The sequence below is a fragment of the Roseivivax halodurans JCM 10272 genome, from assembly GCF_000521785.1.
Taxonomy (GTDB): domain Bacteria; phylum Pseudomonadota; class Alphaproteobacteria; order Rhodobacterales; family Rhodobacteraceae; genus Roseivivax; species Roseivivax halodurans.
Map to the genome: position 1 here is coordinate 1 of NZ_JALZ01000042.1, position 24,175 is coordinate 24,175.

Sequence of the window (24,175 nt, forward strand, 5' to 3'; positions counted from 1 at the left end):
GCCGCCGGGGCCGCCGGCTTCCTACCCAAGACGCTCTCGGCGAAGAGCCTCGTCAACGCCGTGCGCTTCATGGCGATGGGCGAGCAATACGCACCGCTCGACTTCATGCGCGCGCAGGCCGCGGAGGAGAACGACCACCCGCTCGCGCAGCAGCTCTCGCGCCGGGAGCTCGAGGTTCTCGAGGGTCTGACCCACGGCAAGTCGAACAAGGAGATCGCCCGCGATCTCGACATCCGCGAGCCGACTGTGAAGCTCCACGTCAAGACGCTCTACCGCAAGATCGGCGCCGGCAACCGTACCCAGGCGGCGATGATCGCCAAGGAGGCGGGGCTCTTCTGACGCCGCGATCTGTTCGGATAGAAACGCAGGCCCGCCCTCGTGGCGGGCTTTTTTCGTGTTGTCCTATCCGGGGGGATATACGCGGTGCCGATCGATAGCGGCGTCTATCCCGCCACGCGGCCCATGAATGGAATGTGGACGGGTAAATACTGGGCAAATACCAGGAGCCACCCGATGTCCCCCAGGATAGCCGTTCCCCGCTTGATCCGTCTGGGCCGCGCGGAGCGCTTCCGTTGACGATCGTGCTCCTGAGTTTCGGCGTGAACCTCGAAATCGAGGCCTACATGCGGTGTCCTGGACTGGTGATCCTGGGAATTCACGCCGCGGAACTTCGCTCGGAGCGCTCCGTCCCGTACTCACATCTTCCTATGCCTGAGCGATCGGAAGCGAGCGACGCGACCGGGTTCGCGATCTCGTCCGTGCCGTGGTCAGGACGTCGGCGCCGAGTTGCTTGAACAGGGTCACGGTCGCTCCTCCGGCACCGCGCGTGCCGGAGGTGACGAGGGCCCGCTTGCCCTCGAGGGTCAGGAAGGGGCTCACGGGACGATCTCCAGTTCGGCAATCTTGTCTCCGCGGAGGACGAAGAAGTAGCGCAGGTCGACCGGGCTTCCGGGGAAGGTGCCGACGAGATGGCTGGTGACGATCGTGCGCCTGCCGTCTTCGGCGACGTCGAAGGGCTCGACCTTGTAGGTGTATTGCGTGGAGGCGTTCGCCATCCACTGCCGGATCGCGTCGCGGCCGGTGTAGGTGTTGCCTTCGTCGACGACGGTGGCGTCCTCGGCGAAGCATTCCGAGATCGCCTGCGCGTTGCCTTTCTTGTCGGCGGAGAAATAGGCGGCGATCACGTCGGGAAGTTCGATACTCATGGTGGGTCTCCTGGGATGGGGGTCAGCGGCGGCTGCCGATCTCGCCGCTCGAGCTCTTGGTGCGGGTCGGGATCTGCGCCTTGGGCACGAAGGTCAGGGCGGCGACGGCGTCGACCTGTTCGGGCTCTGCGATCCGGTCGCGGCCCTCGAAGGACGCGTCGAGGAGCATGCGCAGCGACCTGTTCGGCTCCATTGGCAGGAAGGAGATCATGCAGACCTCTTCGAGCGCGGCCGATTCCGCCACCTCGACAAGTTCCTCCTTCAGGTCCTCGCGCGTGTAGCTGATGATGTAGTTGTAGTCCTGGTCGAGCGTGTAGAGCTTGTGCTCGCGCATGCTCTCTGGGACATCGCTGTCCTTGAAGTTCCAGAGGAACTTGGCGGGGCCGCCCACCACGGGGCCGCCGAAGATCAGCTGCCTGGCGATGAGCGCATCGAGGATGCGATAGGCCTGAGCGGTCTGCTCGGCGCTGATGAACACCTGATAATACTGCATGTCTTCGTCTCCATTGCTGTGTGAGACGAAGTTAAGCCTTTGACACAATGCGGATAAGCGGGATTAATCCGGACGTGGAGCTTGGGATTTCGGGACAATGGCCACCTACAAGCTGGCAGACTTCGACGCGGTCCTGGCGATCGCCCGCAGGGGATCGTTCCGGGCGGCCGCGCTCGATGTGGGAATGTCGACGAGCGCGCTCAGCAGCGCGGTCTCGAAGCTCGAGGCGCAGCTGGGCGTGCGGCTCTTCAATCGCACGACTCGCAGCGTCTCGCTGACGGGGGCCGGGCAGCGCTTCGTCGATCAGGTCAGCCCGGCGCTCAAGGACATTCACCACGCGCTCGACACGGTCCGGTCGCAGCAGGAGACGCCTACGGGCATTCTGCGCATCAACACCTTTGCCACGGCGGGCCGGGAGATCCTGGCGCCGCTTGTGCTGGAATACCTGCGGCGGTTCCCCGGCGTGCAGATCGACTTGGTGACCGAGGGCAACCTCGTGGACATCGTGGCGGACGGTTTCGATTTCGGGGTGCGCAGCCAGACCCTCGTGCCGAGCGACATGATCGCCATCCCGCTCGGGCCCGCGCGGCGTTACGCGGTGGTCGCGACGCCAGCCTATTTCGAGGGCCAGGAGCCGCCGCAGGTGCCGTCCGACCTGTTGGCGCATGCCTGCATCCGGACGCGTCTGCCGAACGGCGCGCTCTTTCGCTGGCAATTCGAAGCCGAGGGTCAGCCGGTGCAGGTCGACGTGGAGGGGCCGATCACGCTGGACGAGGCCAGCCTCGCGCGCATGGCCGTGCTGGATGGCATCGGCATCGGGTTCTTCATGGAAGCAGATGTGCGTGACGACATCGAGGCGGGGCGGCTGGTGCGCGTTCTCGACGCCTGGACGCCGCCGCTGGCGCCGCTCTGCCTCTACTATCCCAGCCGGCGCAATCCGCCGGCCGCCTTCAAGGTCTTCGTCGATCTCGCACGGGAACTTACGCGCTCCTCGCGGGAGCGTTGAAGAAGACAGCAGCGTTTCGCGCGGCTTGCCCAAGAGAAAGGTGCCACAGGGATTTCCCCCGGCGGCATGGACCGCGGTATCGGTCTCACCGGGCGGCGCGAGGATCGACCCCCGGCGATTTTCGAGCACGCCAGGCGCCGGGGTGAGACGGGGTGCCACGACCGGTCTCCTCGCGGTCAGAGCCTGCGTCTTTCGCGCCAGATCAATACTGCCAAAGACGAAAGGGCCAAGGTTGCCATTCCGAGCGCCGCGACCAGCGCGAGATCGTACCCACCGGCGCGCCACAGCAGCGCTCCGGCCTGCGGGGCGACGGCGGCGCTGACCAGAAACGGCACCGCCATGAACCCGGCAATCATGCCGAAGGCGCGGCGGCCGAGGACCTCGGCCATCACCACCGGCTTGAGGATGCTCACCACGCCGTAGCTGGCTCCGAAGAGCAGGGCGAAGGCGAAGCCTGCCTGCGGCATTCCGGGCGTCACGAAGAGCAGCACCGCGATGGCGCATGCGATGCCGACGAAGGACATCGCCGCGACGGTCGATCCTCGCACGCGATCCCCGGCCGCCATCATCGCGAGGCGCCCCGCGACCTGCATCGGGCCGAAGAGGGAGGCCGCGAAAACCGCCTGACCGAGGCTCAGCCCGCGATCCGTGAGGATCGGCATGACATGCGAGATGACCATGGCGCAGGTGAGCCCGATCAGCGAGTAGGCGACAAGGATCAGCCAGAATTCCGGCCGCGCCCGGGCCGCGCCAAAGGCGGCGCGATCGCCGGATTTGCGGTCGGGGCTGTGGTGCGTCTCGGGGCAGCATTCGAGCATCGTGGCGCCAGCGAACATCGCGGGCAGACCGACGAGAACGACCGTTGCGGCGAAGCACATCACCGCGCCGCGCCAGCCGAGCGTTTCGGCAAGGAAGGCGCCGGCGGGATAGGCCAGCGTCGAGGCGAAACCCGCGACCAGCGTGATCCGCGTGATGCCCCTGCGGGCGCGCTCGTGCGTGGTGCGGGTGACGAACGCGAAACACGGCTCGTAGAGACAGCAGCCCGCGGCCACGCCCAGTCCGAGCCATGCGACGAAGAACAGTGCATAGCTCTGCGAGCCGGCCAGCAGCAGCAACGCGGCGGCGCCGAGGGCGAGCCCGCCGGTGAGCAGCCAGCGCCCGTTTCCCGCGTCGACCATCCGCCCGGCGAAGGGCGACACCACCGCCGCCATCAGCGTGGCGCACATGAAGGCGAAGGCGAGCCAGCCCTTGCCGTAGGGCAGGGCCTGTTCCCACGCCAGCAGCAGCGCCGCGAAGATGTAGTAGAGAGCGCCGTAGCCCACCGTCTGCGCCAGTCCGAGCAGCCAGAAGGCCAACCTTTCGGCGCGCTCCGGATGGGCCTGCGCGAAGCCATGCGGATCGACTCCGATCGCGGCAAAGGCGCGGTCGATCCCGGCCGCGAGGATCTTCATCACACCGCCTTGGTCTGATTGACCCGTTTCGACAGCGCTTCATGGCTTTCGACACGTTCGGAGTACCGGTCGACGAGGTAATCCTTGATGTCGCGCGTGAGCAGGGTGAACTTCACCAGTTCCTCCATCAAGTCGACGATGCGATCGTAATAGGGGGAAGGTTTCATTCGGCCGCCCTCGTCGAACTCGTCCCAGGCTTTGGCGACCGAGGATTGGTTGGGGATGGTGAGGAGCCTCATCCAGCGCCCGAGGATGCGCAGCTGGTTTACCGTGTTGAACGATTGCGAGCCGCCGCAGACCTGCATCACCGCCAGCGTCTTGCCCTGCGTCGGGCGCACCGAACCGAGCGACAGCGGGATCCAGTCGATCTGGCTCTTCATGATGCCGGTCATGGCGCCGTGTCGTTCCGGAGACGACCAGACCATACCTTCGCACCAGCTCACGAGGTCGCGCAGCTCGACGACCTTGGGATGCTCGACCGGCTCGGAATCCGGCGCGGGCAGATCGCGCGGATCGAAGATGCGCACCTCCGCGCCAAGGCGCGTCAGGATGCGCGCGGCTTCCTCGGCGGCAAAACGCGAGTAGCTGCGCGGGCGCAGGGACCCATAGAGGATCAGGATGCGCGGCGCATGGTCGCTGTGACTGGCCGGAAAGAGCGCCCCGGCGTCGGTCGGCGCGAAAGCGGCGTCGGAGATCTGCGGTGTATCGGTCATGTGAGGCGTCCATTTTCGTCGATGACCATCTCTCCGTCTTCCTTGAACAGCGGGCCAGGCGGAAGCCGATCGAGCAGGTCGAACACGGTCTCGGAGGGGCGGCAGAGGCGGGTCCCGTTGGCGGTGCAGACGATGGGGCGATTGACCAGGATGGGGTGAGCGAGCATCGCTTCGAGGAGGGCCTCATCGGAGGCGCCCTCGTCGAGGAGACCGAGGTCCTTGGCCGGCGATTTTGTCTCTCGCAGCGCCTCGCGCGGGGTGAGTCCGGCGGCCGCAAAGAGCGCGAGAAGCTGAGGCCGCGTCCAGCCTTCCTTCAGATACTCGATGACCACCGGCTCCGATCCGCTGGCGCGCAGGAAGGCGAGCACGTTGCGCGAGGTGCCGCAGTCAGGATTGTGATGGATGACGATCATCGTTCAGTCTCCATGTCCGGTGTCGGGAAAGCGCGCCCGGGTCCGGTTGGCGAAGGCGACCAGCGACAGCATCACAGGCACCTCGACCAGGACGCCCACAACGGTGGCAAGCGCGGCGCCGGAGTTCAGTCCGAAGAGACTGATGGCGACCGCGATGGCGAGTTCGAAGAAGTTCGAGGTGCCTATCATCGCGCATGGCGCCGCGACGCGGTGCGGCACCCGAAGAAGCCAGGCAGCGCCGTAGGCCAGCGCAAAGATGCCGTAGCTCTGAATCAGGATTGGCACCGCGATCAGCGCGATCACCGCGGGGCGCGAGAGGATGGTCTCGCCCTGAAGACCGAAGAGGATCGCCACCGTGGCGATGAGACCGATCATCGAGAGCGGCTTGATGCGTGCCGTGAAGTCCGAGATCGCCTCCCCCGTGCCCAGTGCGCGGCGGGTGAGCAACCCCGCGAGGAGCGGCAGGACGACATAGAGCAGGGTGGCCAGGACCAGCGTGCTCCACGGCACGGAGATCTCGGTCACGCCGAGCAGAAGCGCCACGATGGGCGCGAAGGCCACCACCATGATGAGGTCGTTCACCGAGACCTGCACAAGCGTGTAGGTGGCGTCACCGCGGGTGAGCTGGCTCCAGACGAAGACCATCGCGGTGCAGGGTGCCGCGCCGAGCAGGATCAGCCCGGCGATATACTGCGCCGCGTCCTCGGGGGCGATCCACGGGGCGAAGATGTGCTCGAAGAACAGCACCGCGAGGAATGCCATGGTGAAGGGCTTGATCAGCCAGTTCACGGCCAGCGTGACCAGAAGGCCCTTGGGTTGCCTGGCCACACCCGCGACGGAGCCGAGATCGACGCTGACCATCATCGGGTAGACCATGGCCCAGATCAGCACCGCCACCACGAGGTTGATGGAGGCGATCTCGGCCGAGGCGATGGCGGCGACCGCGCCGGGGGCCACAGCGCCGACGGCGATGCCGAGCGCCATGGCCAGCGCGACCCAGAGGGTCAGAAGTCGTTCGAAACGGCCCATCGGGGCCGGGGCGGCGGTGTCGGACATGCAAGGGCTCCGCGGCAGGATGGTGCGTGGATTCGTCATTTCGCGTATTCGCGAATTGATTGCTGAGTAGGTCGGGCGCACCTGGCTTGTCAATACTCCTCAATTCGCGTAATTACGAAATATGGATCAGAGCTTTGCGATAGATGCGTTCGGCGCCCTTGCTCACGACACCCGACTGACGATCTTCCGCCTGCTGGTGCAGCGCGGCCCCGGGGGTACGCCGGCGATGGAGATCGGCAGGATCCTCGACCTCAAGCCGTCAACCCTGTCCGGTCATCTCGCCACGCTGAAACGGGCGGGATTGGTCAGTACCGAGCGGCAGCATCGCGAAGTTCGATACGCCCCCCGGTTCGATGCGGTGAACGGGCTGGTGCGCTTCCTGCTCGAGGATTGCTGCGGCGGCGACGAAAGTGCCTGCGCCGGGCTCGCGCATTCCGAGGCATGAACTCTGCCGCAGCGCCGGGCTCTTGCGGCTCGGCGACGAGCGCGCGTCGCTCCCCTCGAGGCTACGCGGCCTAGGTCAGCCGGTCCATGCACGTGGCCAAGTAGCCGTACGGATCGAACACCCGTTCGGCGGCCGCGGTGAGCGTGCTTGTCACGGTTACGGGAGGCCCCGCTGCGTCAGCAAACTGCTCCGGTTTCTTTGACGCTCCACATCCGAGATCTCTACGCTGACGCGACATCGGCACCGAACGAGAGGTGCCGATCGTCACCGCTGTCCCGGTGCTGAGCTTCGTTCACAGAGCCGATAATACGCTCTGCTGGCCACCCTCGTGAAAAAGCTACCGACATATTCCAAGCTCGTGCAATCTCCGAGCGGGCCGAGGATTGGCGGCCGGCTATCCCGCATGGAGACGGGCATGGAAAACCTGAAGAAATTTGCTGCAGAACTCATCGGAACATTTTGGTTGACCTTCGGGGGGTGCGGTGCGGCGGTTCTTGCCGCAGCGTTCCCGGAGGTGGGTATAGGATTGCTCGGCGTCTCGTTGGCGTTCGGGCTGACCGTATTGACGATGGCCTATGCGATCGGACACGTTTCGGGCTGTCACCTCAATCCTGCAGTAACGATCGGCCTTGCGGCGGGCGGGCGTTTTCCCGCCTCGGGGATCGCGCCCTACATCGTCGCCCAGGTCGCAGGAGCGGTCCTCGGAGCCTTGGTGCTCTACGTCATTGCCAGCGGCGCTGAGGGGTTCGACGCGGCGGGCGGGTTCGCAGCCAACGGCTACGGAGCTCACAGCCCAGGCGGCTACTCGATGACGTCCGCCTTCCTGATCGAGGTCGTGCTCACCATGATGTTCCTCTTCATCATCATGGGCACCACCCACGGTCGAGCACCGGTCGGGTTTGCGCCGCTGGCGATTGGGCTCGGCCTGACCTTGATCCACCTGATCAGCATCCCGGTCACGAACACCTCGGTCAATCCGGCCCGCAGCACCGGACCGGCGCTCTTCGCGGGAGGCTGGGCGATCGGGCAGCTCTGGATGTTCTGGCTTGCACCGATCATCGGCGGCGCGTTGGGAGGCCTGTTGTACTCATGGCTCAGCCCCACTCCAACCGAACCCGTCGTAGGCGGGATCCCGAGCCAGGGCTGACAACGCTCCCCCACGCTCGGGGAGGCAGGCCCGCCGCCGACACGCGGCGGGCCGATGAAATGGGTTTAACGCAAGCGCCCGGCATCCAAAGACTGCAGAAGAACGCGAGAGCGGCCCAACATAAGGTGCCATGCTCCAGCCGTGACCACTCGCGCCAGGAAATCTGCGCGGTGCAGACCGGTGTGGCGCAGCGGCTGAGGAAAGAGAACGAACAGCTGCGTGAAACCATGTCCGATCCTACCAGCTGGCCCCTGATAGTGAGAGTGGCCGCTTCGGGAGTGAGGGTTGTGGCGGACTCCGTCTGATGGAACGTTCCACGCGCGAGCGGGCGGAGCACCTGACCACCGCTCGACACCCAGCGACCTCCTCGATCCACGTGACGCCGAGGTCATCGGCGGCGTTGGCCGGCGCCCGTTGAGGATGCGGGCTCATTCCTCTCAAGCGTGTAATCAAACCTTCAACAGCAGTCACTAGGCCCTGTCTTCGCCCATTCTGTCATGCATCGTCCCCACTGACGCCGCTGATGCGCAGCTTTCACAACCCTCTCCGCTCTGAGCCCTTCTAGCGGCGCCGTTCCGCTCCTTGATCACGCGTGCTGTCCCAATCTTCCCGCGAAGTGGGTCAGGAGTCTGTGCTTGAGGATCTTGCCCGTCGCAGCCGCAGGCAACGCGTCGACGATCAGGATGCGGGACGGACGCTTGTAGCCGGTGAGCCGGCTCGCCACATAGTCCGCGAGCTCCTCAGTGGTCGCGGCGCCCGGGGATGTGATCTGGCAGAAGGCCAGCACTTCCTCGTCGCCCTGCACCGTTCGCCCGATCACCGCGCATTGCACCACCGCGGGGTGGTCGTTGAGCGCCGCCTCGACCTCGGGCGGATAGACGTTGAAACCGCCACGGATGATGAGTTCCTTGGAGCGGCCGACAATGTGCAGGCGCCCCTCGGCGTCGATCCGGCCGAGATCGCCGGTGCGCATGAAACCGTCGCTGGTGATCGCCTGCGCGGTCGCCTCGGGATTGCGGAAATAGCCCTTCATGATGTGCGGCCCGCGGGTCTGCACCTCGCCAACGCCGGGCTCGTTCCCGACGCTCTTGTCGAGAAGGATCTCGACGCCGGGCAGGGGCGGACCGACCGAGATGTCGGGATCGCCGATCGCGTTCCGCGTGCCCGAGACGCCCGCCGTCGTTTCGGTCATGCCGTAGCCGTTCTGCAGCGGCAGGCCGTAGAAGGCCTCGGCCTTGCGCTTCCAAGCGGGATCGAGCGGCGCGGCGCCGGACGAGACGTAGCGCAGGCGGTCGGAACCCAGCCGTGCATGGCCGTTCTCGGCCGCGTAGGACATCAAGAGCGCATGCATCTGCGGCACCGCCGGCACGACCGTCGCGCCGCGTCCGAGAGCCTGGTAGAGGGCCTCGGCCGAGAAGCGGCGAGCCAGCTCGACCGTGCAGCCGGTGAGCGCCGAGGCCATCAGCATGGAGGCCATTCCGAACACATGCGTGAGCGGCAGCGCGCCGTAGACATGGTCCGCCGCCGTCAGGTCCCGCAGGTCGCGCGAAGCATGCGCCGCGAAGATCAGGTTGCCGTGGGTCAGCATCACGCCCTTGGGGTCGCCGGTCGTGCCCGTGGTGTAGAGGATCACCGCGACCTGACCGTTGCCCTCCTCGACGGGCTCACCGGCGCCGCTCTCCGTTGCAGCCAGGTGAACCGCGCCGAAACCGGTCTCCACGAGGGACGCGCCCGCCGCCTCGGCGTGCGTCGCGGCCTCCTTCGAGACATGGCTGGTGTAGAGCGTCAGGCGCGGCTCGGCATGGGCGGCGATGCGCGCGATCTCGTCCGCCGACATGCGCGCGTTCACCGGCACCGCCCAGGCATTGAGCCGGCTCGCCGCCATGACCGCGACCGCGACGGCGAGGCAGTTCTCGGCCACCACCAGCACGCGGTCGCCCGGTTCGACGCCGTTGCGAGCGAACAAGTCCGCGCCTTCGTCGATCAACGTTGCGTAGCCCCGCCAATTCACCGCGGTGCCGTCGGTGTCGACGAGCGCGATAGCCTCCGGGCGGTCCGCGACATGCGGCTCGATCATCTGGTGAATACGTGTGAAGTCGGTCATCTCGGTCATTCCTCCCCTGCGGGTGCGGGTCGCAATCGTGCGAGCGCGGTCTGGGCTTCCTCCTCGAGCGCGGCGGCAATGGCGGCGAACGGCTCGGAGCGGTCGACGAAGCCGAGCGCCTGTCCCGCCGAGAGCATTCCGTGCGATGTGTCCCCCGACCGGTACGCCTCCCGGCCGATGCGGCCCGACACATGAGGCATCAGCTCTTCGATCCCGATATCGGGTGTCTCCCGCTCGAGCCGGGCGACGATCTCGGTCGTCTCGTTCTTCAGCGTGCGGATGGTATTGCGCACGCTCGACATGGTGAGCGCCGTGTCCCGCTCGCTCGCGGCGACGAGCGCGTTCTTGTAGCCGTCGTGGGCATTAAGTTCGGCAGAGGCGAGAAAGCGCGTGCCCATGACGACGCCCGCCGCCCCGGTCGCTAGGGCGGCGACGATCTGCGCGCCGCTGCCGATGCCGCCGCCGATCAGGTAGGGCACGGTCAGCCGCCGCTCGGCCAGCGACAGGTTCACCATCGAGCCGACCAGATCCATGCCGGGGTGGCCGCCGCATTCGGCGCCGACGATGGCGACCATGTCGACTCCGACGCTCTCGGCCTTCACGGCGAACCGCACCGAAGGCACCTTGTGGAGGATCGTGACGCCCGCGTCCTTCAGCAGCGGCACGTAGGGCTCGGGGTTGCGGCCCGAGGTCTCGACCACCTCGATGCCCTCGTCGATGATCAGGCGGAAGACGTCCCCGGTCTTCTCTCCCGGCACCAGCTTGGGCAGCATCGAGACGTTCACGCCGAAGGGCCTGCCGCCCGCCAGCTCGCGGCAGCGGGCGATCTCGGCTCTGAGGTCGGCGGGCTCGGGAAAGCTCGCGGCGGTTATGAAGGGCAGCAGACCCGCGCGCGCCGCGGCGGCGCAGTATTCGGCATCCGAAAGCCACATGAGACCGCCGGCAACGACGGGCAGGCGCAGTCCGAAGCGCCGCGTCAGCGGGGTTGCGAGGGCCGGGTCCGCGGGGGTCATGACGTGCCCCGGAGCGCGGCGAAGTCTGGGCGGCGCTTCTCGAGGAAGGCGCCGATGCCTTCCCGCGCCTCGGGACCGGCGACGGCCGTTGCCATGGCGTCCCGCTCGGCATCGAGCTGGGCGGCGAAGGGCGTGTCCTCGGCGCTGGCGATCAGCGCCTTGATCCGCGATTGAGCGGCGGCGGGTCCGGCCGCGATGCGGCTCGCGAGGTCCATTGCCGCGGTTAGGGCCTCGCCCGGATCGCAAAGTCCGTTGATCGCGCCGAGCTCGGCCAGCCGCTCGGCTGCGACGGGCGCGCCGAGCAGCAGCATCTCGGACACCAGCGCTTTCGGCAGCCGCTCGGTCAGCATCGCGCTGAGACCGCCATCGGGCGTGAGCCCGGCGCGGACATAGGCCGCCGTCACCTGCGCGCCGCGTGCCGCCACGACGAAGTCGCAGGCAAAGGCGAGCGAGGCTCCGGCTCCAGCCGCGCCCCCCCTCGACGGCGGCGATCCACGGCACTGGCGAGCCGCGGATGCCGCGGACGAGATCATGCAGCGCCTCGATCCGGGCGTGGCGCTCGGCCTCGGGCAACTCGCGCCGCGTTGCGAGGAGGTTGAGATCGCCCCCCGCGCAGAAGAAACCGCCCGCGCCCCAGAGCGTCACGGATGCGATGTGCGGCTCCCGGGCGAGCTCAATCGCATCGGACAGCGCCGCGTAGAGGTCGTCCGAGAGCGCGTTGCGGCGGGCGGCGTTGTCGTTCACCACGACAAGTCGGTCGCCGCGATCCTCGATGCGTGCGAGGCTCATGCGTCGCCTCCCTGCTCCATGCGGTCGCGCGGCACGCGCTTGAAGACGCCCGTTGCGGTGGCGATCAGCGCGCCATCGTCCGCCTCGAGCCGGGCCTCGATGAACAGGAGCGACCGACCGCCGCCCGTGACCCGACCGGTCGCGGTGATCCGCTGGCCCACATGGGCGGGGCCGACGAAGTTGGTCGCCATCGAGATGGTGAGAAACGGCGCGCGCCCGGTGTCGTCCACCGTCAGGCTGCCGGTCGCGCCCATGGCGTTGTCGAGGATCATCACCGCGATCCCGCCATGCAGCACGCCGTGCCGGTTCGCATGCGCTTCGGTCACGTCGAGGAAGCAGCGCGCCCGGCCGTCGCCTTGCGCCACGTCCAGCACGTAGCCCAGCGTGCGCTGCGCCCCGGTCTCGTTCTCGATCAGCGCCATCACTCAGGCCGCGCTCAGCCGGATGAAGCGCTCGAGATGGTGGTCGGTGTCGCCGAAGCGGTGATCGACCATGGTCAGGCGCTTGGCGAGGTGCCCGAGCGCGTATTCCTCGGTCATGCCGATGCCGCCATGGAGCTGGATCGCCTCTTCGACCACCAGCCGGCCTGCGCGGCCGATCAGGTTCTTGGTCGCGCTGACATGCCGCTCGCGGGTGACGCGGTCGGCGGCCAGATGACCGGCCAGGTTGATGACGGCCGAGCGGGCCTGCTCGATCTCGATCAGCACGTCCGCCATGCGGTGCTGCAGCGCCTGGAACTTGCCGATGGGCTGGCCGAACTGCTTGCGCTGCTTGAGGTAATCGACGGTCAGGGCGCGGATCGACTCCATCAGGCCGAGCGCCTCGGCGCAGATCGCGCAGGTGGCGCGGGCGGCGGCCTCCTCGATGGCCGGGAAGGCGTCTCCCTCCGCGCCGATCAGCGCGTCCCCGGGCAGGGAAACGCCCTCGAGCGTCACCTCGCCGGCACGTCCCCCGCCGTTCAGCGGGTAGTCGCGGGTTGTCAGGCCCGGCGCATCGGCGGGCACTAGGAAGAGCGAGATGCCCTCTGCGTCCCGCGTCTCGCCCCCGGTGCGAGCCGAGACGACGAAGGCCTCCGCCGCGCCGGCATGCTCCACAACCGTCTTGCGGCCATCGAGGCGCCAGCCGGCCCCATCCTTTGTGGCCTTGGTCTCGACATGGTCGAGATCGTAGCGCGCGCCGGGCTCGGAATGGGCGAAGCCGAGGATCGCACCGCCGATGATGTCCTCCACGCGCGCCTTCTGCGCCTCGCTGCCCCGCGCGGCGATGAGCCCGCCCGCGAGCACGCCCGAGGCCACGAGCGGCTCGAACGCGCCGGCGCGGCCGGTCTCCTCGAAGACGACGGCGAGGTCGAAGCCCGCGCCGCCGAAGCCGCCGTCGTGCTCGGAGAAGAGCGCGCCGATCACGCCCATCTCGGCCAGCCCGCTCCAGAGCGTCTCGGAATGGCCCGCCTCGCTCTCGGTGGCCTCGGCCAGCATCTCGGGCGACACTGTGTCGGCGAGGTAGCGCCGCAGGCTGTCCTGCAGCATCTGACGTTCTTCGGTCAGCTGGAAATTCATGTCAAAGCTCCAGGATTGCCTTCGAGATGATCTGGCGCTGCACTTCGTTGGAGCCGCCGTAGATCGAAAGCTTTCGGTTGTTGAAATAGGCCTGCGTCGCGGGCAGGGCGTAGTCCGGCCCGACGGGATCGACGTTCGATCCCTCGTCCAGCGCCTCCGAGACGAAGGGCAGGGCGTAGGGGCCGACGGCCCGGCGCGTCAACGCGTTGATCTCCTGGCGGATGACGGTGCCCTTGATCTTGAGCATGGAGCTTTCCGCCCCCGGCGCCTGGCCCGCCGCTGCGGCGGCGATTGTGCGCAGGTTGGTCGTCGCCATCGCCATCAGGTCGATCTCGACCTGCGCGAGCTTGGCCGCGAAGAACGGGTTCTCGATCAACGGCTTGCCGCTCGACTGCTCGAGCCCGGCGATGCGCCGCAGGTTCTCGAGCGCCGTCGTCGCGAAACCGACGCCGGCGATGTTGGTGCGCTCGTGGGTCAGCAGGTACTTGGCGTAGGTCCAGCCTCTGTTCTCTTCGCCGACGAGGTTCTCGGCCGGGACCTTCACGTCCTGCAGCCAGACCTCGTTGACCTCGGCCTCGCCGTCGATCAGCACGATGGGACGGACCTCGACGCCGGGGCTGTCCATGTCGATCAGGAGGAAGCTGATGCCTTCCTGCGGCTTGCCCTCCTTGGAGGTGCGCACGAGGCAGAAGATCATGTTCGCGTACTGCCCGAGCGTCGTCCAGGTCTTCTGCCCGTTGACGATGTAGTGGTCGCCCTCGCGCACCGCCGTCGTCTTGACCGCGGCGAGGTCCGAGCCCGCCCCCGGCTCCGAGTAGCCCTGGCACCACCAGTCGTCGCTGTTGAGGATCCGCGGCAGGTAGTGGTCCTGCTGCGCCTTGGAGCCGTACTTCATCAGCACCGGCCCGAGCATGTTGAGCCCGAACGGCACGATGCGCGGGGCGTGGGCGCGGGTGGTCTCCTCCTCGAAGATGTGGCGCTGCACGGCGTCCCAGCCGGTGCCGCCGAACTCGGCTGGCCAGGTGACGCCGAGCCAGCCGCGTTCGTTCAGGATGGCGTGCCATTCCTCGTAATCGGCCTTGGTCAGGCGCTTGCCAGACGCAACCTTGCCGGACAGACGCGAGGGCAGCTTGTCGTTCAGGAAGGTCCGGACCTCGTCGCGGAACGCCTTCTGGTCGTCGGTATAGGTGAGATCCATGTGTCCCTCCCTCCTCAGAAAATCTCGAACAGGCCGGCGGCGCCCTGGCCGCCGCCGACGCACATCGTCACGACGCCGAGCTTCGCTCCGCGGCGGCGTCCCTCGATCAGCAGGTGACCCGTCATCCGCGCGCCGGTCATGCCGAAGGGATGGCCCACGGCGATCGAGCCGCCGTCGACGTTGAGCCGGTCGTTGTCGATGCCGAGCCGGTCGCGGCAGTAGATCGCCTGCGAGGCGAAGGCCTCGTTGAGCTCCCACAGGTCGATGTCGTCCACGGTCAGGCCGGCCCGCTCGAGCAGGCGGGGTACGGCGAAGACCGGGCCGATGCCCATCTCGTCGGGCTCGCAGCCGGCGACGGCGAAGCCGCGGAAGCGCCCTAAGGGCTCGAGACCAGCACGCTCGGCCTCGCGCGCGTCCATCATGACGAGCGCCGCCGCCCCGTCGGAGAGCTGCGAGGCGTTCCCGGCGGTGATCCACTTGCCCTCTCCGCGGACGGGCTGAAGCTTTTGCAGCGCCTCGAGCGTGGTGGAGGGCCGGTTGCACTCGTCCTGAGCGATGGTCGCGGCGACCTCGGAGACCTCGCCGGTCTCCTTGTCCTTGACCACCTTGGTGACCTCCATCGGTACGATCTCGTCTTCGAAGCGGCCCGCCTCCTGCGCGGCCGCCGTGCGCATCTGGCTCTGGTAGCCGAGTTCGTCCTGCGCCTCGCGGCTGATGCCGTAGCGCTCGGCGACGATGTCGGCGGTGTCGATCATCGGCAGGTAGAGGTCGGGCTTGACCTCCTCGATCCACGGATCGCGCGAGTTGCGCGGCGGGGGCTGCACGAGGCTGATGCTCTCGACGCCGCCGACCAGCACCGCCTTCGCGCCTTCGGAGGTGATCATGTGGCCGCCCATCGCGATGGCCTGAAGGCCGCTGGCGCAGAAGCGGTTCACCGTCGTGCCGGCGACCGAGACGGGAAGGCCGGCCCGGATCACCGCCTGACGGGCGATGTTGCCGCCGCTGACGTATTCCGGGTAGCCGCAGCCCCAGATCGAGTCCTCGATGAGCGCGGGGTCGATGCCGGCGCGGTCCACGGCGTGTTTCGCCGCGTGGCCGGACATCGCCGCGCCGTGGGTGATGTTGAAGCTGCCGCGACCCGCCTTGCCGATGGCGGTGCGGGCGACGGAGACGATGACGGGATCGGACATCTGTCCTCCTTCCTAGCCGTTGAGGCTGGCGAAGTTGCTGTTTTCGGAGACGAGCCGCTTGAGGAGCGGGGCGGGCTGCCAGAAGAAATCATCCTCGCGGGCATAGTCTTCGATGTCGCCGAGCAGTGCCGGAAGCCCGGTCTCATCCGCCCAGAACATCGGGCCGCCGCGCCAGCGCGGGAAGCCGTAGCCGTGGAGGAACGTCACGTCGACGTCGAGCGGACGGCGGGCGATGCCCTCCTCGAGAACTCTGGCGGCCTCGTTCACCAGCGCGGCCATGTAGCGGCGCTGGATCTCCTCGTCGGTGAAGTCGCGCGGGGTGACGCCGTGCTCGGCGCGAGCCTTGTCGATGAGCTCGAGGACTTCGGGATCCTCCGCCCCGCCGCGCTTGCCCTCTTCGTAGATGTAGTAGCCGCGCCCGGTCTTCTGACCGTGGCGGCCGAGGTGGTAGAGCGCGTCGGCCCAGGTCGGGACGATATCGCGCGGATCGCGCGTTGCGGCGCGGCGCTGGCGGGTGGCGTAGCCGATGTCGAGCCCGGCAAGGTCGCCCATCTCGTAGGGGCCCATCGGCCAGCCGAAGGCCTTCACCGCGCGGTCCACCTGGTAGGGGCTCGCCCCGGCGAGGACCATGCGGTCGGCGGCGGCGCGGTACTTGGAAAGGATGCGGTTGCCGATGAAGCCGTCGCAGACCCCGGCGCGCACGGCGGTCTTGCCGAGGCGCTTGGCCAGCGCGAAGGCCGTCGCAATGACGTCGGGCGCGGTGCTTTCGGGCACGACGACCTCGAGCAGCTTCATGACGTGGGCCGGCGAGAAGAAGTGCAGGCCGATCACGTCCGACGGCCGCGACACCGACGCGGCGATCTCGGTCACGTCGAGATACGAGGTGTTGGTCGCCAGCACCGCGCCCGGCTTCATCACCCGGTCGAGTTCGGCGAAGACCTGCTTCTTGACGTCCATGTCCTCGAACACCGCCTCGATGGCGAGATCGGCGCGGGCGAGCGCGCCGTAATCCGCAGCGGTGCGGAAGGCGTCCGAGAGGATCGCATCGCGCGTGCCGCCGTCGAGCTTGCCGCGCTTCACCGCGCCTTCGAGGTTTCGCGAAATCGTGGCGGCGGCTTTCTCCGCGGCGGCGTCGTCGCGCTCGATCAGCGTCACGTCGAGCCCGCGAAGCAGGGCCGCGGTGGCGATGCCCGCGCCCATCGTGCCGCCACCGATCACACCCAGTTGCGAGACCTCGCGCGGCGCGACACCGTCGAGCTCGGGCAGCTGGAAGACTTTGCGCTCGATGAAGAAGGCATGGATCAGCCCGGCGCGCTGGGGCGTGTCCATCATCTCCGAGAAGATGCGACGCTCCTCGGTGATGCCCGCGGCGATGGGCATGCGGGTGGCGGCCTCGACCGCGTCGATCGAGGCGAGGCGCGCCACCTCGCCGCGGTTCTTCTTGGACCAGGTCTTACGGGCGGCTTCCAGCGCAACGGTGTCGTGATCTGGGCAGGGCATCTGCCCGACCGGACGGGTCCCGGCGCCGGCCGTCACCAGCTCGCGCGCATAGGCGAGGCCCGCCTCGCGCGGATCGCCCTCGGCCAGCCTGTCGGCGAGGCCGAGCTCGACGGCCTGCTCGGCAGGGACAGTTCCGCCGGCGGGAATGATGTCGAGCGCCGCGGCGACGCCGATCAGCCGTGGCGTGCGCTGGGTGCCGCCAGCGCCCGGGATGATGCCCAGGTTCACCTCTGGCAGGCCCAGCTTCGCGCCTTTCATGGCGACCCGGTAATGCGCGCCGAGCGCCACCTCGAGACCACCCCCGAGAGCCGCGCCCTGAATGGCGGCGACAACGGGCTTGGGGCTGTCCTCGATCCGCTGCACGACCTCGGGCAGCCACGGATCCTTCGGCGGCTTGCCGAATTCCGAGATGTCGGCCCCGCCGATGAAGAGCTTGCCGGCGCCGAGTATCAGGGCGGCCTGCGCCTGCGGATCGTCCGCCAATCGGTCCATCGCGTCGCAAAGCCCTTGCCGCACGGCGCGACCCAGCGCGTTCACGGGCGGGTTGTCGATGGTGATGACGGCGATGCCGTCCTCGACTTCGTAGGAGACCGGGTGCGTCACGGGTCGTTCCTCCCTCTCATCAAGCGGCGCTTCCGCCGCATAGTTCATTCGCCGCCGCGGCGACGCGTTTTCATCCGCGCATCGTCAGGGTCGACCGCTGGCCCATGATCCGCTCGAGTTCCTGGACCGCGGCGTTGAGCCGGGGCCCCACATCGTCGCGCATCCGCTCGACGCTCAGGTCCTTCGGCATGGCCCCGCAGGTGAAGATCACCGGCTCGGACAGGTCGCGCGACTGGAAGGGCCGGGCAACAGCGTGGATGCTCGGTGCGAAATATTCGGCCGGGTCGGTGATGACGAAGCCCTGCGCCAGCAGCTGGCCCCAGGCCTCTAGCCGGATCTCGCCGGCGCGCTCGCGCGTCAGCCCGCGGTCGCCGGCGATCCGGTCCACCGCACCCTCGAAGGCCGTCTCGGACAGCGACGCGAGCAGCGCGTGCCCCGAGGAGGAGCCGTGGAACGGCACGCGGTGCCCCACCTCCAGCCAGAGAGAGGAGACATCACGCGGCCGCCATGTCTTCACGATCAGCAGCTTGCGGTCGTCGCGCACGAGCAGCAGCGACAGCGTACCGGTCTCGTCCGCGGCGCGCTGCATGATGGGCCCCGCAAGCTCCACGAACGAGATCGAGGACGAGGCCACGTTTCCCAGGGCCAGCAGCGCCGGACCGGGCCGGTAGCGGTCGTGCCGCTGCGCGTGGTTGAGGTAGCCGAGGGCCTGCAGCGTGAAGGTCAGCCGCGAGACGGTCGACTTCGGCAGCCCCGTCCGCTGCGAGATTTCCGCGTTGCCGAGGCCGTCGTCGGAGGGCCGGAAGGCGCGCAGGACGGCGAGGCCCCGCGCCAGCGTCGTCGCGAAGCGGCGGTCGGTCTCGGGTTCGGGCGGGCTCTGGATCTCGGAGATGTCCTGCATGGCGGGTCTCACATCGAGGTGGGAATGAGCAGCGACAGGATCGGGAAGGCCATGATGAGGGCCAGAACGATCACGTCGACGCTCAGGAACCGCAGGATACCCGAGAAGATGCGGTCGATCGGGACCTCCTTGCCGACGACCCCCGAAATGACGAAGACGTTCAGCCCGACAGGCGGCGTGATCAGTCCGATCTCAAGCAGCTTGACGACCACCACGCCGAACCAGATCAGGTCCCAGCCGTAGCTCTCGACGAAGGGCACCATCAGAGGGAGCGTGAGCACCATGATCCCAATGGGATCGAGGAACATGCCCAGCACCAGGTAGATGACGGCGATCGAGACGAGCACCATGACGACCGACAGGTCCGCCTCGGTCACGTAGCCGACGATCTCCGAGGCGACGCCGGTCAGGGCGATGAAAGCCACGAAGATCTTCGCGCCGGCGGCGATGAAGAAGATCGAGGTGGTCTGCACGGCCGTCTCGCGGAGGCTCTCCCAAAGTGCGGAGAATGTCAGCTTGCGCTGCGCGAAACCGATCACCAGCGCCGCGGAGACACAGACCGCGGCAGCCTCTGTCGCCGTGAAGATTCCGCCGTAGATGCCGCCCACGATGATGACGAAGAGAACCACGGCCGGCCAGGCATCGATGGCGGCCTGGAGCCGCTCGCGCCCGGTGATCGTGCCGGTGAAGGCCGGGGCCGCCGCGGGATCGCGCCGCACCCAGATGTAGATCACCAGCACGAAGCCCGCGAGCGACAGGATCCCCGGGATGATCCCCGCCAGGAAGAGCGCGGAAATCGAGGTCTCGGTGAAGATGCCGTAGATGATGAAGAGGACCGACGGCGGGATCAGCGAACCGAGCGTCCCGCCCGCAGCGACAGAAGCCGTCGCCAGCCGTTTGTCGTAGCCCATCCGCAGCATCTCGGGCGAGCAGATGCGCCCCATGGTCGAGGCGCATGCGATGGAGGACCCGGTGATCGCCGAGAAGCCGCCGCAGCCCATGACCGAGGCCATCGCCACCCCGCCCGGCACCGAGGCCAGCCAGACGCGGGCGGCATGGTAGATCTTGGTGGTGATCTCGGCCCGGTAGGCGATGTGACCCAGCGCCACGAAGAGCGGGATCATCGACAGATCGTAGGAATGGATCAGGTCGAAGGAATTCGAGAAGACCAGGCTCGTCGTGGGCGTGACGGCCCGCTCGGGCATGAAGGTTCCGGTCCGGAAGGCGAAGATCACGAAGGTGCCGATGCTCGCGACCGCCGCAAGGGCGAAGGCGATGGGCACCCGCAAGCCGAGCAGCAGGATGACCGCGGCGAAGGCGACGAGGCCGACGAGAGTTCCGTCCATCGTTTAGACCTCCGGTCCGTGGCCGGTTTCGGCCAGCGGCTCGCCCCGGCGCATCGCGCTCAGGTCGTGGACGAGCATGAGAGCAAGGCGGATCCAGCAGAACGAGATGCCGATCAGGAAGATCACGCGCCCCGGCCATTTCGGCAGATTGAGGTCGCCGAAGAAGTATCCGCCGGAGGTGAGCGCATGCGTCATCTCGCGCCAGCCGGCCCAGATCAGCGGCGCCAGGGCCAGCAGGCCGAAGAACGTCCCGAAGACAATCAGCGCGTCGCGTCCGCGCGGCGGCAACCGGTTCGACACGAACTCGACCACGATATGCGCCCGCTGCGCGGTGGTCGCGGCCAGCGGCAGGATCACCGCCGCGACCATGAGCTCGCGCACCATGACGATGGCGTCGGGCACGCCTGAGTTGAAGACGGCGCGAAGGATCACCGAAAGCGTGATCAGGAAGCCAAGCCCGAGGACGGAAACCACGGACAGATCGACCAGCAGTCGCTCGACACGGCGCAGCATGGGGCACCTCGCGGAAAATGAGGGGAAAGGGGCGGTGGTCGGGCCGCGCGCCGGTCGCCCGGCGCGCGGCATTCACGGAGGGCCGGTCAGCCCTCCTCGCGCTCCCAGGGATAGCCCTGTGCGTCCCGTTCCTGAGTGTATGTATCGAGCAGCGACCGGTACTCCTCGAGGATCGCCTCGCCGTCGAGACCCATGCCGGACACCTGCTCGACCCATTCGTCGATGTACTTCTTGCCGCCCTCGACGAGCTTCTGACGCTCCTCCGCGGGAAGTTCGATGATCTCGACGCCGGCCTCGCGCATGGTCTCGATCGCCGCTTCGTTGTCGGCGGTGATCAGGCGGCCCAGCTCGTCGGACATGCTCTTGCCGGCCTCCAGCAGGATCTCCTGCGCCTCGGGATCGAGCCGGTCGAAGGCGTCCTTGTTCATGAAGACGCCGAGCGCGCCGGTCTGGCCCCAGTTCAGCAGCGTGTAGCTGTCGATGACTTCCTGCTGCTTCAGCGCGGCGGTCGCGTAGGAATAGGTTTGCGAGCAGTCGATCAGCCCGCTGTCGAGGCCCTGATAGGCGTCGTAGATCGCCATCGGCACGAGGTTCGCCCCCATGTCGCCGAAGGTGTCGCCATAGGCGCCCACGCCGCGGATCTTGAGGCCGTCGATATCCTCGACCGACCGGATCGCGGCGCCCTTGCAGCCGATATGGACGGCCGAGGTCGTGAAGGTGCCGAGATAGACGAGGTTCTGCGATGCGAGGTGCTGCTGGATGCTCTCGTTGCCCCGCATGATCTCGTCGGTGGCCTTCATGCCGACCCAGGCGTCGGAATTCTCGAGCGGCATGTCCGCGATGCGGTAGGGTGCCATTTCCTGCGGGAAGTACACGGCGATGATCGTGCCCATGTCGGCCACGCCATCGGCGATGCCGGACAGCGCCGCGTCCGCCTTGAAGAGGGCGCCGCCCCACTGGATGTTCAGCGACAGGTCGCCGCCGGACAGCTCCTCGACCTGCTCGGCGAAAAAGTTGAGCGATTCGCCACGTGCGCCGCGATTCGGCCCGGCCTCGCCCACAAAGAGCTGCTGCGCGCTCGCGGTGCCCGCGCCAAACATCAGCGCGCCAACAAGGGCATACTTCATCAATTTCGTCATAGGTCTCCTCCCAGTTCCACTATGCGGAATTCATTTCAACATTATCGAACTGCATCATGCGGCGTGGGTCAAGCCCTTAGAGCCTTGTTGCGCCGGGAAGCCTTCGGAACAGGCGGTGCATTGCCAATGGCGCCGATCGGGACGGGTTCTGTCGAGGTAAGGAACGGGTGAAAGCCGGAGGGCAGGGCGATGCGTCGGCAGGTACTGTCCATCGGGTGGGCCGTCACAGATCTACTGACCTTTTTTGAAAAGTGTGCTGCTCTGCTTCGCTGTCCGTGTGATCGTGAGAACAGCGATGTGTGATGGCCAGCCACTCGCACGTTGATCGACGCTCTGCGGCGTCAATCCTTCGGTCAGCGCCATGCATCAGTAGACACTCGCGATGTCCGATCCATAGGCTGCAGGCTCATGCCCTCGCGCGACTGGTCAGGCCAGCGAGAGCTTTATCCGGAGAGCTTCGATCGTTCTCGTTCCGGTGAATTGCTCCACCCTCCGTGAGTTTCGCAGGAACTTCATGCTTTGGAGCCGTTGCTGTGACCCCCGATTTTCCTTCCATCTGACGATAGAATTTGGCCCAATAAGAGGACCGGAAGATAAAGAGATCGAAGTTCAGCGAAGAGCAGATCATCGCGATTCTGCGGGAGCAGGAAGCGGGCGCGAAGACTGCTGACGTCTGCCGCAGGCGCGGGATCAGCAGCGCGACGTTCTATTCCTGGAAGAGCCGCTATGGCGGCTGGATGTGTCCGACGTGAAGCGGCTAAAGGCGCTCGAGGAGGAGAACGCCAAGCTCAAGCGGCTATATGCGGATGCAATGCTGGACAGTGAGGCGGTCAGTGAACGGTCCGGGGGACCGATTGTAGCGAAGAACGGCGTGTCATCTCATTGGCGCCGATCGGTCGATGATCCGGTATTGCGCCCGGCGGCCCGAGGATGCCGCGCTCCGGGATCGTATGCGCGGCCTTGCCGGGGAACGCCGGCGGTTCGGCTATCGGCGGCTCCACGTTCTGCTGCGCCAGGAAGGCCTCGTGCAGAACCGCAAGCGAACCGAGTGCATCTATCGCGAGGAGGGATTGTCGGCGAAGCGCAGGCGGGCGCGCAAGAAGGCCACTGGCACGCGCCCTCCCTCCTCGTGGAGGCCGTGCCGAACGCCCGCTGGTCGGTCGCCTTCGTGCATGACCAGCGCACGTCCGGACGGCGCCTGCGCATCCTGACCGTGAACGACGACGTCACCAAGGAATGCCTGGCGGCCGTCGTCGACACGTCCATCAGCGGGCGCAGAGTGGCTCGGGAGCTGTCTGGCCTCGTTGCCACCCGCGGCTCGCCCGACATGATCGTCAGCGACCAAGGCACGGAATTCACCTCGAACGCCATGCTCGAATGGACGCAGAAGACCGGCGTGCCCTGGCATTTCATCGCGCCGGGAAAGCCGATGCAGAACGGGATCTGGTTCCATCGGGGCATTCGATCCCCCGGATCGAATGCTGATCCCTCCTCACCTTCAACGGCCGAATGCGCGACGCGCTTCTCCGGTCTTAGGTAGCAGATGCACCAAGCCTTGCTTTTAAGGCGGAGCGAGAACATAGTGTGAACATCATTCGCTTTGCGAGGCGACGATGGCTCAGCACTTCCTGCTCTCGGCGGCGGCCCGAACCCTATCGCTTAGAGCGATCTATTCGGAGGGGGAAGAGGTCGCGTATCGGCGGTTCTGCCGCCTGCGCTGGCCGGATACGGAGGGAGCTCCGGTCTGCCCTCTCTGCGGCTGCATGGATATCTACGAGGTGACCACCAGGCGACGGTTCAAGTGCGCTGCCTGCTATCGCCAGTTCAGCGTGACCTCCGGCACGATCTTCGCCTCACGCAAGCTAACCTTCGTTGATCTGCTCGGCGCGATCTGCCTGTTCGTGAACGCCTCGAAGGGCCTGTCGGCGGTGTAGCTGTCCTGGGATCTCGACGTCCAGCACAAGACAGCCTTCGTGCTCATGCACAAGCTGCGGGAGGCGCTGGCGGCGGAGACGCGGGAGGTGCAACTTGAGGGAGAGGTCGAGATGGATGGGGCGGCCTTCGGTGGACATGTCCGACCCGCCAACGAACGGGAGAAGCGCGTTGATCGACGGCTGCTGGCGAACCGTAGCGACAAGCGCCGCGTGGTGGTCGTGCTACGGCAGCGCGGCGGTCGGACACTGACACGCTCATTCTTCGGTGAAGCCCAAGCGCTTGAGTTCGCAAGGAAGAGCGTGGCGCCAGGAACGATCGTCTCGGCCGATGAGGTCACGCACTGGGACCGTCTCGAACCGGACTTCGACATGCGCCGGGTCAATCACTCGGAGGCCTACAGCCGGGACGGCACGCATACCAATCTTGCCGAGAGCTACTTCTCGCGGCTCAGGCGCATGA

At 67.1% G+C, this 24,175-nt stretch carries 23 protein-coding genes and 3 pseudogenes; 6 read left to right on the forward strand and 20 right to left on the reverse strand.

Annotated elements, in window-relative coordinates; genetic code table 11:
- A partial coding sequence (locus OCH239_RS18830) for a response regulator transcription factor (RefSeq protein ID WP_037266104.1) occupies positions 1-339 on the forward strand: 339 nt, incomplete at its 5' end.
- A 366-nt stretch (positions 340-705) separates the two neighbouring features.
- Here the strand turns inward: OCH239_RS18830 and OCH239_RS22905 are convergent.
- Genes OCH239_RS22905 through OCH239_RS18840 form a run of 3 tightly spaced genes read right to left on the reverse strand, consistent with a single transcriptional unit; the run spans position 706 to position 1,698 of the window.
- Positions 706-879 (reverse strand): hypothetical protein, encoded by a 174-nt coding sequence (locus OCH239_RS22905; protein WP_211242026.1) that lies wholly within the window; start codon positions 877-879, stop codon positions 706-708.
- Positions 876-1,205 (reverse strand): nuclear transport factor 2 family protein, encoded by a 330-nt coding sequence (locus tag OCH239_RS18835; protein WP_037266236.1) that lies wholly within the window; start codon positions 1,203-1,205, stop codon positions 876-878. The genes OCH239_RS22905 and OCH239_RS18835 overlap by 4 nt, the downstream gene beginning before the upstream one ends.
- A gap of 22 nt (positions 1,206-1,227) precedes the next feature.
- The gene (locus OCH239_RS18840) at positions 1,228-1,698 is read right to left on the reverse strand and encodes a hypothetical protein (protein ID WP_037266239.1); all 471 of its coding nucleotides are present in this window, start codon (positions 1,696-1,698) and stop codon (positions 1,228-1,230) included.
- A gap of 97 nt (positions 1,699-1,795) precedes the next feature.
- Here OCH239_RS18840 and OCH239_RS18845 point away from each other — a divergent pair, with 97 nt between their 5' ends.
- Positions 1,796-2,704, forward strand: coding sequence for a LysR family transcriptional regulator (locus tag OCH239_RS18845; protein ID WP_037266242.1), 909 nt, complete (start codon positions 1,796-1,798; stop codon positions 2,702-2,704).
- Between the two features lie 176 nt (positions 2,705-2,880).
- On the opposite strand, the gene OCH239_RS21845 is transcribed toward OCH239_RS18845, so the two are convergent.
- The 4 genes from OCH239_RS21845 to arsB are packed head-to-tail and all read right to left on the reverse strand — an operon-like array spanning position 2,881 to position 6,337.
- Complete coding sequence (locus OCH239_RS21845; RefSeq protein ID WP_051489612.1) at positions 2,881-4,155, reverse strand: MFS transporter; 1,275 nt, start codon at positions 4,153-4,155, stop codon at positions 2,881-2,883.
- Positions 4,155-4,868 (reverse strand): arsenical resistance protein ArsH, encoded by a 714-nt coding sequence (arsH, locus tag OCH239_RS18855; RefSeq protein ID WP_037266245.1) that lies wholly within the window; start codon positions 4,866-4,868, stop codon positions 4,155-4,157. The genes OCH239_RS21845 and arsH overlap by 1 nt, the downstream gene beginning before the upstream one ends.
- On the reverse strand, positions 4,865-5,281 hold the full coding sequence (gene arsC / locus OCH239_RS18860) for an arsenate reductase (glutaredoxin) (protein WP_037266248.1): 417 nt from the start codon (positions 5,279-5,281) through the stop codon (positions 4,865-4,867). Before arsC ends, arsH begins: the two co-directional genes overlap by 4 nt.
- 3 nt (positions 5,282-5,284) lie before the next feature.
- A complete protein-coding gene (gene arsB, locus OCH239_RS18865) occupies positions 5,285-6,337 on the reverse strand; it encodes an ACR3 family arsenite efflux transporter (protein ID WP_037266250.1) in 1,053 nt (350 codons plus the stop codon).
- Positions 6,338-6,458: 121 nt separating this feature from the next.
- Between arsB and OCH239_RS18870 the strand changes: the two genes are divergently transcribed.
- Both OCH239_RS18870 and aqpZ read left to right on the forward strand, forming a co-directional pair.
- On the forward strand, positions 6,459-6,782 hold the full coding sequence (locus tag OCH239_RS18870) for an ArsR/SmtB family transcription factor (protein ID WP_037266252.1): 324 nt from the start codon (positions 6,459-6,461) through the stop codon (positions 6,780-6,782).
- Positions 6,783-7,197: 415 nt separating this feature from the next.
- Positions 7,198-7,929, forward strand: coding sequence for an aquaporin Z (aqpZ, locus tag OCH239_RS18875; protein WP_037266255.1), 732 nt, complete (start codon positions 7,198-7,200; stop codon positions 7,927-7,929).
- A gap of 586 nt (positions 7,930-8,515) precedes the next feature.
- Here the strand turns inward: aqpZ and OCH239_RS18880 are convergent.
- The 13 genes and pseudogenes from OCH239_RS18880 to OCH239_RS18935 all read right to left on the reverse strand — a co-directional run bounded on the left by OCH239_RS18880 (position 8,516) and on the right by OCH239_RS18935 (position 21,781).
- Positions 8,516-10,042 carry a class I adenylate-forming enzyme family protein gene (locus tag OCH239_RS18880; protein ID WP_244430403.1) on the reverse strand — a complete coding sequence of 509 codons (1,527 nt, stop codon included), beginning with the start codon at positions 10,040-10,042 and terminating at the stop codon, positions 8,516-8,518.
- The gene (locus OCH239_RS18885) at positions 10,039-11,046 is read right to left on the reverse strand and encodes an NAD(P)H-dependent flavin oxidoreductase (RefSeq protein WP_037266258.1); all 1,008 of its coding nucleotides are present in this window, start codon (positions 11,044-11,046) and stop codon (positions 10,039-10,041) included. Before OCH239_RS18885 ends, OCH239_RS18880 begins: the two co-directional genes overlap by 4 nt.
- A complete protein-coding gene (locus OCH239_RS18890) occupies positions 11,043-11,579 on the reverse strand; it encodes an enoyl-CoA hydratase-related protein (RefSeq protein WP_341871955.1) in 537 nt (178 codons plus the stop codon). Before OCH239_RS18890 ends, OCH239_RS18885 begins: the two co-directional genes overlap by 4 nt.
- Position 11,580: 1 nt before the next feature.
- A pseudogene (locus OCH239_RS23840) lies at positions 11,581-11,835 on the reverse strand (enoyl-CoA hydratase); the annotation flags it as partial.
- Positions 11,832-12,257, reverse strand: a complete 426-nt coding sequence (locus OCH239_RS18895) for a PaaI family thioesterase (RefSeq protein WP_037266261.1) — start codon at positions 12,255-12,257, stop codon at positions 11,832-11,834. The pseudogene OCH239_RS23840 and the gene OCH239_RS18895, both read right to left, overlap by 4 nt.
- A gap of 3 nt (positions 12,258-12,260) precedes the next feature.
- Positions 12,261-13,391 carry an acyl-CoA dehydrogenase family protein gene (locus OCH239_RS18900; RefSeq protein ID WP_037266264.1) on the reverse strand — a complete coding sequence of 377 codons (1,131 nt, stop codon included), beginning with the start codon at positions 13,389-13,391 and terminating at the stop codon, positions 12,261-12,263.
- A 1-nt stretch (position 13,392) separates the two neighbouring features.
- The gene (locus tag OCH239_RS18905) at positions 13,393-14,589 is read right to left on the reverse strand and encodes an acyl-CoA dehydrogenase family protein (protein WP_037266267.1); all 1,197 of its coding nucleotides are present in this window, start codon (positions 14,587-14,589) and stop codon (positions 13,393-13,395) included.
- 14 nt (positions 14,590-14,603) lie between these two features.
- A complete protein-coding gene (locus OCH239_RS18910; RefSeq protein WP_037266270.1) occupies positions 14,604-15,779 on the reverse strand; it encodes an acetyl-CoA C-acyltransferase in 1,176 nt (391 codons plus the stop codon).
- Positions 15,780-15,791: 12 nt separating this feature from the next.
- Positions 15,792-17,882 (reverse strand): 3-hydroxyacyl-CoA dehydrogenase NAD-binding domain-containing protein, encoded by a 2,091-nt coding sequence (locus OCH239_RS18915; protein ID WP_037266285.1) that lies wholly within the window; start codon positions 17,880-17,882, stop codon positions 15,792-15,794.
- Between the two features lie 70 nt (positions 17,883-17,952).
- Complete coding sequence (locus OCH239_RS18920; protein ID WP_051489613.1) at positions 17,953-18,783, reverse strand: IclR family transcriptional regulator; 831 nt, start codon at positions 18,781-18,783, stop codon at positions 17,953-17,955.
- 8 nt (positions 18,784-18,791) lie between these two features.
- Positions 18,792-20,129, reverse strand: a complete 1,338-nt coding sequence (locus tag OCH239_RS18925; RefSeq protein WP_037266273.1) for a TRAP transporter large permease — start codon at positions 20,127-20,129, stop codon at positions 18,792-18,794.
- Positions 20,130-20,132: 3 nt separating this feature from the next.
- Complete coding sequence (locus OCH239_RS18930) at positions 20,133-20,642, reverse strand: TRAP transporter small permease (RefSeq protein ID WP_037266276.1); 510 nt, start codon at positions 20,640-20,642, stop codon at positions 20,133-20,135.
- A gap of 86 nt (positions 20,643-20,728) precedes the next feature.
- The gene (locus OCH239_RS18935; RefSeq protein WP_037266279.1) at positions 20,729-21,781 is read right to left on the reverse strand and encodes a C4-dicarboxylate TRAP transporter substrate-binding protein; all 1,053 of its coding nucleotides are present in this window, start codon (positions 21,779-21,781) and stop codon (positions 20,729-20,731) included.
- A 593-nt stretch (positions 21,782-22,374) separates the two neighbouring features.
- Here OCH239_RS18935 and OCH239_RS23615 point away from each other — a divergent pair.
- Positions 22,375-23,222, forward strand: a pseudogene (locus OCH239_RS23615) (IS3 family transposase); the annotation flags it as partial.
- 172 nt (positions 23,223-23,394) lie between these two features.
- Positions 23,395-24,175 (forward strand): annotated as a pseudogene (locus tag OCH239_RS23620) (IS1595 family transposase); the annotation flags it as partial.